At 73.8% G+C, this 10,408-nt stretch carries 6 protein-coding genes; all 6 read left to right on the top strand.

Going from position 1 to position 10,408, the window contains the following annotated elements:
* Positions 1-77 precede the first annotated feature (77 nt).
* The 6 genes from ACFU74_RS32885 to ACFU74_RS32860 all read left to right on the top strand — a co-directional run bounded on the left by ACFU74_RS32885 (position 78) and on the right by ACFU74_RS32860 (position 10,357).
* Positions 78-839, top strand: a complete 762-nt coding sequence (locus tag ACFU74_RS32885; protein ID WP_380763491.1) for a thioesterase II family protein — start codon at positions 78-80, stop codon at positions 837-839.
* A gap of 104 nt (positions 840-943) precedes the next feature.
* On the top strand, positions 944-2,494 hold the full coding sequence (locus tag ACFU74_RS32880; RefSeq protein WP_380763489.1) for an MFS transporter: 1,551 nt from the start codon (positions 944-946) through the stop codon (positions 2,492-2,494).
* Between the two features lie 172 nt (positions 2,495-2,666).
* Positions 2,667-5,513, top strand: a complete 2,847-nt coding sequence (locus ACFU74_RS32875) for an AAA family ATPase (RefSeq protein ID WP_380763487.1) — start codon at positions 2,667-2,669, stop codon at positions 5,511-5,513.
* 334 nt (positions 5,514-5,847) lie between these two features.
* Positions 5,848-6,558, top strand: a complete 711-nt coding sequence (locus ACFU74_RS32870) for a thioesterase II family protein (protein ID WP_380763485.1) — start codon at positions 5,848-5,850, stop codon at positions 6,556-6,558.
* Positions 6,558-7,382 (top strand): SDR family oxidoreductase, encoded by an 825-nt coding sequence (locus tag ACFU74_RS32865; RefSeq protein WP_380763484.1) that lies wholly within the window; start codon positions 6,558-6,560, stop codon positions 7,380-7,382. The genes ACFU74_RS32870 and ACFU74_RS32865 overlap by 1 nt, the downstream gene beginning before the upstream one ends.
* Positions 7,379-10,357, top strand: coding sequence for an amino acid adenylation domain-containing protein (locus ACFU74_RS32860; RefSeq protein WP_380763482.1), 2,979 nt, complete (start codon positions 7,379-7,381; stop codon positions 10,355-10,357). Before ACFU74_RS32865 ends, ACFU74_RS32860 begins: the two co-directional genes overlap by 4 nt.
* The last annotated feature ends 51 nt before the right edge of the window (positions 10,358-10,408 follow it).

Genomic DNA, 10,408 nt, shown 5'->3' with positions numbered 1-10,408 from the left:
GACCAACGGTCACCGGGCTCCGTCGCGCGCTGCCCGCACCCCCTGACACACCCCCTACCCAGCAGAGAGGACGCGCGATGACCACGGACCGGACCGTCGACCTGGAGGACCGTTGGCTCCGCAGGTTCCACCGCGCCGAGCAGGCCCGGGTGCGCCTGGTGTGCCTGCCGCACGCGGGTGGCTCGGCGAGCTACTTCTTCCCGCTCTCGCACCGGCTGGCCCCCGAGGCCGAGGTGCTGGCCGTGCAGTACCCGGGGCGGCAGGACCGGCACACCGAGCCGCTCTTCGGCGACCTCGGGGAGGCCGCCGACCGGATCGCCGAGGCGCTGCTGCTCTGGAACGACCTGCCGGTGGCGCTGTTCGGCCACAGCATGGGCGCCACGATCGGCTTCGAGGTCGCGCGGCGGCTGGAGGCGGCCGGAACGGTGCCGGTGGCGCTGTTCGCCTCGGGGCGCCGCGCGCCCTCCCGGGTCCGGGACGAGGGCATCCACCGGCTCGCGGACCGGGAGTTCCTGGCGGAGATGGTGTCACTGGGCGGCGCCTCCGAGGTGCTGCTGAAGGACCCGGAGATGCTCCGGCTCTACCTGCCGGTGGTCCGCGGCGACTACCGGACGGCCGAGACCTACCGGTACCAGGAGGGGCCGGCGCTGACCTGCCCGGTCGTCGGGCTCACCGGCGACCGGGACAAGCAGGCGGAGATCGAGAACGTCGCGGCCTGGGCGGAACACACCACCGGGCCCTTCGAGTTGGAGGTCTTCCCCGGCGGGCACTTCTACCTCAACGACGCGCCGGCCGTGACGGACCTGGTCAGGGACCGTCTGCTGGCCCTCACCGGCTGATTCCGGCCGAACTCGACCATCGACTCGTAAAAACTGGTAGCGGCACTCCCAAAAAATGGGTAACCTTCAAAAGATGGTTCAATCTCATCGAAGCGGAGTTCGTCATGTCCAACACCGGGCGCCGTAAGTGGTGGGCGCTGGGGGCGCTGAGCCTGTCGATGCTCGCCGTCGGCCTCGACGGCACGATCCTGAGCGTCGCGCTGCCACAGCTCTCCCAGGCTCTGGACGCCACCGAGACCGATCTGCAGTGGTTCTCCTCGTCCTACCTGCTCTTCCTGGCCGCCTCGATGCTCCCCATCGGCCTGCTCGGTGACCGGCTCGGGCGGCGGAAGACGCTGATCGTCGCGCTGGTGCTGTTCGCCCTCTCCTCGGCGGGCTGCGCCTACGCGCAGAGCTCCTGGCAGTTCATCGCGGCCCGCTGCGTGCTCGGGGTGGCCGGCGCCGGGATCATCGTGATGGCGCTGTCCGGCCTGACGGTGCTGTTCACCGAGGAGGAGCGGCCGAAGGCGGTCGGCATCTGGTCCGCGTCGAACTTCCTGGCGCTGCCGCTCGGTCCGCTGCTCGGCGGCTGGATGCTGACGCACATCTGGTGGGGCTGGGTCTTCCTGATCAACGTTCCGGTGGCCCTGCTGGGCGCCGCGGTGGTGGCCGGGCTGGTGCCCGAGACGCGCTCCGACTCGCCGTCCGCCTTCGACCTGGGCGGCGCCGTACTGTCGGTGCTCGGACTGGCCGGCGTGACGTACGGCCTGATCAAGGCGGGCGAGCAGGGCTGGGGCGACGGGACCGCCTGGCTGGGCATGGTGGGCGGACTGGTGCTGCTCGTGGCGTTCTTCCGCTACGAGAGCCGACTGGTCGCGCACGGCCGGCGGCCGATGGTGGACCCGGCGCTGTTCCGGGTGTCCTCGTACACCTGGGGCGTGATCCTGATCGGCTTCGTGTCGCTGGCCAACATCGGCGTCATCTTCCTGATGCCGCAGTACTTCCAGGCGGTGCAGGGCACCGACGCGATGGGCTCCGGACTGCGGCTGCTGCCGCTGATCGGCGGTCTGGTGCTGGGTGCGGTGCCGGCGGACAAGGTGGCCAAGCTGGTCGGCCCCAAGGCGGTCATCGCCGCCGGGTTCGTGGTGATGGCGGGCGGGCTGCTGCTGGGTTCCACGACCAGCCTGAGCTCCGGGGCCGGGCTCTCCGGGGCGTGGACGGCGCTGTCCGGGGTGGGCATGGGCCTGTCGATGGCCACCACGACCTCCGTGGTGCTGTCCCAGGTGCCCGAGGAGCGCAGCGGGGTCGGCGCGGCGGTCCTCCAGGCCGTCAACAAGGTCGGCGCGCCGCTCGGCGCGGCGGTGCTCGGCAGTGTGCTGGCGACCGGCTACGAGTCGCACCTGGCCCGGCCGGAGATGTCGGCGCTGACGGCCGAGGCGGCGGGCGTGATCGAATCGGGCGTCTTCGGTGGGCTCGCCGTCGCGAACGAGAGCGGCTCGGAGACGCTGCGGACCAACGTGCAGGAGTCCTTCGTCCACGGGTTGAACGTCTCGCTGCTGGTCTCGGTGGGCTTTGCCCTGGCCGGCCTGGTCTGCACCCTGGTCTTCCTGCCCAAGCTCCCCAAGCCGGCGGCGAAGAAGGGCGGGGAGCCCCGGGAGGCCGTCGGCGTGGCTTGATTCCGATGCCCCGGCCCCGCCGGGCGGACCTCCAGGGGCCCGCCCGGCGGCGGTCGGGGGCGGCGGCTGCTTCGCCGCCGGTCCAACCGATGTGACGGGTCGTCACAACCGGTAAAGGCCGTGGTCGTCCGGTTAAGGTGCGAACGCGGTTCGCTTCCCAGTGTGACCGCAGATGGCTTATGTTGTCCCTTGTGGCGTGACATTCGAGCGATATCCTCGTGTCCGTCGGATGGTTGCTACGGGGGTCGGCATGGTTCTGGTGGGACGCGTTCGTGAGGAATCGATCCTGGACGAACTTCTTATGGCGTGCATGGCCGGCCGGGGGGGCGTGGCCCTCGTCAGCGGCGTGGCGGCAAGCGGTAAAACGGAGTTGATGAATGCCTTCGTGAGGCATGCCTCGGAGGCCGGCGCGCTGGTCCTCTCGGCGATGGCGACCCGGTCGGAGTCGGAGATCCCGTTCGGCGTTGTTGACCAGCTCTCGCACAACGCCCTGCTGGCCCCGGCGGACGTCCGGGAGATCCAGGAAGCCATCGAGGCGGGTGTGTTGCTCTCGGATGTGCGCGCCAGCGACCCGGACCGAATTCACCCGGAACATGCCAAGGTGTTGGCCAGGCTGCACATCGCGCTGACGAGATTGTCGCGTTCCGGTTCCGGGCCGCTGGTAATCACCGTGGATGATCTCCAGGAATCCGACCGCTTTTCCCTCCAGTTGCTGCGCTATCTGGCGCGGCGGATCACCAACCAGCCCGTGCTGCTGGTGCTCAACGTCCTTTCCGAGACCACCACCGGCATTCCGCTGTTCCTGATGGAGATCGTCGGCCAGCCCAATACCCGGCGTATCCGCCTGGAACCGCTGTCCGGATCCGCCACGGCGCAGTTGATGGCGAATTTCCTGGAAAGCGCGGATGTCGCCCGGCTGCTTCCGGAGTACGAACGGCTCTGCGGCGGGAACCCGCTGCTGGTGCGGGCGCTGCTCGACGACCACCGCGGCGGACCGGACGCCCCCGGGGTCCGCGCGCCGCACGTCGCGGACGGCTACCGGCACGCCGTCACCAGGAGCCTGCGGCGCACCGACCCGAACGCCGCCGAGGTCGCCTACGGCCTCGCCGTCCTCGGTCTGCCGCGCGTCAATGCCCTGGTCGGCCGGCTGCTCTCGGTGGAGACCGAGGCGCTGGAGCGCTGCGAGCAGATCCTGCTGCGCACCGGCCTGCTGGGGCCCTGCGGGTTCCGCCACCCCGAGGCCCGCGCCGCGGTGCTGGACAACCTCGACCCGGCCCGGCGCGGCGAACTCCACCTGCGGGCTGCCCGGCTGCTCTTCATCGAGGGCGCACCGGCCACCGAGGTCGCCGGGCACCTGCTGGCCGCCGACGCCGCGCCGGACCCCTGGGCCGTGCGGCTCCTGCTGGAGGCCGCCGAGCGGGTCCTGAGCGAGGACCAGGTGGAGCTCGCGGCCGAGTACAGCCGGCTCGCCCACCGCGAGGCCGACGAGCCGCACCAGCGCGCCGACGTGACGCTGATGCTCGCCCAGATCGACGGACAGGCGAGCCCGGTCGCGGCCGTCCGGCACTGCGTCACCCTGACCGAGGCGCTGTACGACGGCAAGCTCAACCAGAGCCAGGCCGTCCAGCTGGTCAAGTACCTGCTCCAGCAAGGCCCTTCGGAGCAGGCCGAGTCGGCGCTGCGCCACCTGTGCGAGACCCTGCGGCAGGAGGGCGTCGCCACCACCAGCGAGTGGGAGGCCTTCCGGCTCTGGCTGGGCTGCACCTTCCCGCTGCTGGCCGGCCGGTTCGCACCGCTGACGGAGGCCGCCGGGCACCTGCGCGACTCCACCAACCCCTGTCTGCAGGCCTCGCGCCTGCTCGACGGCGTGCTGCGCGGCACCCTCTCCGAGGCCGGCATCGACGCGGTGCAGGAGCACCTCCAGACGCTCGGGCTGAACGAGACGACCCTGGAGCCGCTGACCGTGGCGCTCACCGCGCTGGTCTACGCCGACCGGCAGCGGGTCGCCGCCGTCTGGGGCGAGGAGCTGCTGCGGGAGGCCCGGGCCCGCAACATCCCCAGCTGGCTCGGGGTGCTGTCGTCGGTGATGGCCAAGGCGACCGTCCGGTGCGGCGACCTGGCCGCCGCGGAGCGGCACGCCGCCGCGGCCCTGGAGTGGAGACCGGAGATCAAGTACGCCCTCGCCACCCAGGCGCTGGTCCGCACCGCCGGGGGCGACCTGGACGCGGCCGGCGGACTGCTGAACCGGCCGCTGCGCAGCGCGGTGCTGGAGAACCCGTCCGGCCTGTACTACCGGCACGCCCGCGGCCACTACTACCTGGCGATCGGCCGCGCGCACGCGGCGCTGCTGGAGTTCCGGGCCTGCGGCCAGGACATGAAGGCCTGGGAGATGGACCTCCCCTCGCTGGTGCCGTGGCGCAGCGACCTGGCCCAGGCGCTGATCGCGCTCGACCGGGCCGACGAGGCCAGGGAGATCGCGACCGAGCAGCTGTCCGTGCTGAAGCGGGCCTGGGGCCGCACCCGCGCGCTGACGCTGCGGGTGATCGCCGAAGCCTCCGGGGCGGAGTGCCGCCCGCCGCTGCTGGACGAGGCCCTGGCGAACCTGGAGGAGTCGCCGGACCAGGTCGAGCGGTCCCGGATCCACGGCCTGCTCGGGCGCACCCACCGGCTGCTCGGCGACGGCGAGGCGGCCGGCCGGCACCTTCGCCGGGCCCGCCAGCTGGCCAAGGACTGCCGGGCCGACGGGCTGCTGCGGGGGCTGCCGTCGGAGGACGAGCCGCAGCCGGTCCCGGCCGGGCGCGGCGCCGAGCTGATCGGCATCGAGGACCTGAGCAAGGCGGAGCAGCGCGTCGCCCGGCTGGTCAGCCGGGGCTTCACCAACAGCGAGGTGGCGGACCAGCTGTTCATCACGGTCAGCACGGTGGAGCAGCACCTGACCCGGATCTACCGGAAGCTGGGTCTCAAGCACCGCAGCGCCCTGCAGTCGCTGGCCGAGGGCGTGCTGGTCGACAGCTGCTGACCCGCTGCCCCGGCGCCCCGCCTCCCCGGCGCCCCGCCTCCCCGGTGCCCGCGTCCCGCCGGGCCCCGCGGGCGCGGTCGCGCGTTCCGAGGGTAGGCGGGCCCGGGGGCGGGTTTCAAGCGGCGGCCCGGTGACGGTGTTCAACCGAGCCGCCGCGGCGGTTGTACGTGTTCGGGGCGGGTTCGGGGGTGGCGGCAGGCGCCTGGCCGTGCGGCGGCCGTGATCAGTACAGTCGGGCCGGTAACCCCCCAACTCCGCGGTCGCCGCGGTCTTTTGCGTACCCGTGGCAACCCATCGACCTGGGGGGACCGCAGAACACGCCAGGGAGAAATGTATGAACCGGGCACTGGTATGCCTTCCTTTCGCGGGCGGTGGCGCGGGTTTCTACCGAGCCTGGAAGGACCTTCCGGACGGCTGCCCGAGCATCGTCGCGGTCCAGCTGCCGGGCCGTGAGGAACTGTTCGCCGAGCCGATGTACAAGGACGCGGTCACCGCGGCCGAGGAGCTCGCCCCGAAGATCGCCGAGCAGGTGCGCGGCTTCGGCTCCTACGCGCTGTTCGGGCATAGCCTGGGCGCGGTGCTCGCCTTCGAGGTGGCCGGACAGCTGGCCCGGATCGACGGCAAGGGGCCCGAGCACGTCTTCGTCAGCGGCTCGCCCGGCCCGTGGAGCGGCCGGGCCGAGCGGGCCACCGGTCTCGGCGACGACGAGTTCGTGGCCAAGGTCGAGCAGTTCGCCGGCTACCGGCACGACGCCCTGAACGAGCCGGAGCTGCGGGAGCTGCTGCTGCCGCTGCTGCGGGCGGACGTCGAGATGCACGAGAACTACCGGCCGGAGGGCCGGACGCCGATCGCGGCGCCGGTCACCTCGCTGCGCGGCGACGCCGACGCCCTGGTGAGCGCCGAACAGGCCCGGGAGTGGGCCGGGGCCACCACCGGCGCGTTCTCCTACCTGGAGATCCCCGGGCAGCACATGTACCTGGTCGACGCGTCCGACGCGCTGCTGGCCGCGATCACCGCGGCCACGGCCGGCCGGGACGGCCGGTGATGCGGCTCCAGGGGATGACCGCGGTCGTCACCGGGGCCGCCCGGGGGCTGGGCCGCGCCTGCGCCGTCCGGTTCGCCGAGGAGGGCGCGGACCTGGTGCTGGTCGACCTCGGCGGTCAACTCCCGGGCGTGCCCTACCCGCTGGGCACCGACAGTCAGCTCGGCCACACCGCGGACCTCTGCCGGGAGCGCGGCGCCGCCGTCCTCACCGAGAGCGCCGACGTCCGCGACCTCGACGCCTGCGCGGCGGTGGCCGAGCGGGCCCTGGAGCGCTTCGGCGCGGTCCAGGTGCTGGTCAACGGCGCGGGCATCGCCGCACCGTCCGGCAAGGCGACCCACGAGATCAGCGGCGACGAGTGGCAGCTGATGATCGACACCGACCTCACCGGCGCCTGGCACATGATCAAGGCGTTCGCACCCGCCATGGTCGCCCGGCGCGAGGGCAGCATCGTCAACGTCTCCTCCACCGCCGGACTGGTCGGCTACCGGAACTTCGCCGGCTACGTCGCCGCCAAGCACGGGCTGATCGGCCTCACCAAGGCCGCGGCGCTGGACTACGCGCCCTTCCGGGTGCGGGTGAACGCCCTGTGCCCCGGATCCGTCCGGGACGACCCGCTGGTCGAGGGCCGGATGCTGGCGGAGATCGCCCGCTCCCTGGAGGTGGCGGTCGAGGAGCACGAGGAGGTCTTCACCCGCGCCCAGCCGATGAACCGGCTGATCGAGCCGCAGGACATCGCCGGCGCCGCCCTCTGGCTGGCCGGGCGGGACTCGCTCCAGGTCACCGGCACCACGCTGACCGTGGACGGCGGCTTCGTCGCGAAGTGATCGGCAGGCAGAACGACGGCTACGCGCCGGCCCGCCCCGACGGCGAGGCCGGCGCCCACATGTCAGGAGTCCTCATGGCACACGGCCTGCGCTACCGCGTGGCCGCAGGGCAGGCCGGCCGGGGGGCCGGCGGCTGCCACAGTCTCACCGTCCGGCTCGCCGGCGACGTCACCGCCGAGTCGGTGCACGCCCGGGCGCGGACGGCGGCCGGTCCGCACGAGGCCCTCGCCGGGCTGCGGGTCTGGCGCGAACCCGGCGCGGCCCGGTCCGACGACCCCGCCGCGCTCGACCGGCTGCACACCGAGGCGCAGCGCCCGCTGCACGGTTCCCGGCCGGTGCGCGCCGTCCTGGTCGAGCACGCGGACGGGGTGGCCGACCTGGTCCTGGTCGCCCGCCGCTCCGCCCTGGGCGGAGCCGGACTGCGGCAGCTCGCGGCCGTCCTGACCGGCGGCCGGTCCGCCGCCGACGGCCTGCCCGGCGAGGTGGACCGGCCGGCGACCGTCGCCACCCTGCCGGACCCGGGTCCGGACACCGCGCCCGAGTGGGGCCTCGGCGACCCGGACGCGCGCGGAGCGTACGGCGAGGTCGCCGTCGAGCCGCTCCCGGCCGCCGTCACGGACGAACTGCTGCTGGCGGCCACCGCCGTCACCGTGGGCCGCCACGGCGACACCGCGGAACCGGAGCTGGCGGTGTGGTCCACCGCCGAGTCCGGCTCCGACCACTGGGTGCACCGGGTGGACTGCCGCCCGGAGCTGACCGTCCGCGAGCACCTCGCCCAGTACCCGGAGCCGGCGGACGGCACCCCGGCCGGCCGGGTGAACCCGTGGATCGGCGTCGTCCTCGACGAGGACCGGCCGGGCGAGCACTACCGCCCCTTCCTGACGCCGCCGCTGCCCGCCCTGGTGGTCTGGCGGCGCGCCGCCGACGGGACCGTGCGCGGCACCCTCCACTACCGCGAGCGCGACCTGGCGCCCGCGGTGGCCCGCGACCTGGCCGCCCATCTGGCCCTGGTGGTAGGGAAGTTGGCAGACTCGCCGGATCTCGCGCTGGGCGACGTCGAACTGATCGGCGAGGCCGAGCGCGAGCGCCTGCTGCGCGCCGGCGCCACGCCCGCCGCAGGGGACCCGGCGCCGGACGCCGGGCGCACCGTGCACGAGCTGTTCGCCCGGGTCGCCGCCCGGCAGCCGGAGGCCGTGGCCCTGGTCGACGAGGACGGCGAACTCGGCTACGCGGAGCTGGACCGGCGGGCCGACCGGGTGGCCGCGGGCCTGCGGGGGCTCGGCGCCGCGCCCGGGGACACGGTGGTGGTCGCCCTGGAGCGCACCGCCGAACTGGTCGTGGTGCTGCTCGGCGTGCTCAAGGCCGGCTGCGCCTACGTGCCGGTGGACATCCGCTACCCGGCCGAGCGGCTGCGCTACACCGTCGAGGACGCGGGCGCGAAGATCGCCGTCGCCCTGCCGGGCGCGCTCCCGGAGACGGGCGGCGTCCGGGTGGTCTCGCCGGAGGAGCTGTCCGGCCTCGCCGACGCCGCCGTCCCGGGTGCGGACGGTGCGGCCGGCGTGGACGGAGCGGACGGCGCGGGCCCGGCCTACGTCATCTACACCTCGGGCTCCACCGGCCGGCCCAAGGGCGTCGTGGTCCCGCACCGCAATGTGGCCGCCCTGGTGGAGGCCGCCACGGCCGGGTTCGGCCTGGGCGGCGAGGACACCTGGACCTTCTTCCACTCCTGCGCCTTCGACTTCTCGGTGTGGGAGATCTGGGGCTGCCTGCTCACCGGCGGCCGACTGGTCGTGGTGCCGTACTGGGCGTCGCGGGACACCGAGGTCTTCTACGAGCTGGTCGAGCGGCGGCAGGTCACCGTACTGAGCCAGACGCCGTCCGCGTTCGCCCAGTTCATCGAGGCCGACGCCCGGCGCGAGGGCCGGCTGGCGCTGCGGCTGGTGGTCTTCGGCGGCGAGCCCCTGGACACCGGCATGCTCGCGGCCTGGTTCACCCGCCACTCGCACACCGCCTGCCGGCTGTCCAACATGTTCGGGATCACCGAGACCACGGTGCACGTGACCGAGCAGACGCTGACCCCGGCCGAGGTGGTGGCCGGCAGCCGCAGCGTCGGACGGGCGCTGCCGGGCTGGTCGCTGTCGGTGCGCGACCCCCGGGGCCGGGTGCTGCCGGCCGGGGTCGCCGGGGAGATCTTCGTCGGCGGCGCCGGTGTCGCCCAGGGCTACCTGAACCGGCCCGAGCTGACCGCCGAACGCTTCGTCACCGACCCGGACGGCGCTCGGGTGTACCGCTCCGGCGACCTCGGCCGGCTGCGGCCGGACGGCCGGCTGGACCACCTGGGCCGGATCGACAGCCAGGTGAAGCTCCGCGGCCACCGGATCGAGCTGGACGAGATCCGCGGCGTGCTGCTCGGCCACCCGGCGGTCGCCGCAGCGGCCGTGGCGCTGCGCCACGCCACCGAGGGCGACCGGGACACCGCCCGGCTGGACGCGTACTTCGTGGTGCGCGGCGGCGGACGGCTGGACGGCAAGGAGCTGCGCGCGCACGCCGCCGGCATGCTGCCCGACTACATGCTGCCGGCCACCTTCACCCGGATCGACGCCATCCCGCTGACCGCCAACGGCAAGGCCGACCTGGCCGTGCTGGCCGGGCTGACCGAGGAGCCGGCCGGGCCCGCAGCGGCCGACCCTGCCGACCCGGCCGACCCGTCCGGCGCGGCGGACCCGGCGGCGCCGGGGGAGGGCCGGGCCGACGATCCGACCGCGGCCGCCGTGCTGGCGGTCTGGGAGCGGCTGCTCAACACCGAGGTGGGGCTCCGGGACAACTTCTTCGAACTCGGCGGCAACTCGCTGCTGGTGGTCCGGCTGCTGCGGGAGCTGCGCGAGCAGGGCCTGCCCCGGGTGTCCATGCAGGACTTCTACCGCAACTCCGTCGCGGCCCAGTTCGTCGAGGTGGTCCGGAACGCGGCGGGCTGAGCCGGGGCCCGCGCGCACAACGGGCCGGGCGCCACCCCCGATGAAACGGGG

The organism is Kitasatospora sp. NPDC057500, from assembly GCF_042802195.1.
Classification (GTDB): domain Bacteria; phylum Actinomycetota; class Actinomycetes; order Streptomycetales; family Streptomycetaceae; genus Kitasatospora.
This window is presented reverse-complemented; position numbering and strand designations above follow the sequence as displayed.

Coding starts and splice junctions, on each gene's coding strand:
- ACFU74_RS32885 (WP_380763491.1), top strand. CDS start 78: ATGACCACGGACCGGACCGTCGACCTGGAGGACCGTTGGCTCCGCAGG.
- ACFU74_RS32880 (WP_380763489.1), top strand. CDS start 944: ATGTCCAACACCGGGCGCCGTAAGTGGTGGGCGCTGGGGGCGCTGAGC.
- ACFU74_RS32875 (WP_380763487.1), top strand. CDS start 2,667: ATGGCTTATGTTGTCCCTTGTGGCGTGACATTCGAGCGATATCCTCGT.
- ACFU74_RS32870 (WP_380763485.1), top strand. CDS start 5,848: ATGAACCGGGCACTGGTATGCCTTCCTTTCGCGGGCGGTGGCGCGGGT.
- ACFU74_RS32865 (WP_380763484.1), top strand. CDS start 6,558: ATGCGGCTCCAGGGGATGACCGCGGTCGTCACCGGGGCCGCCCGGGGG.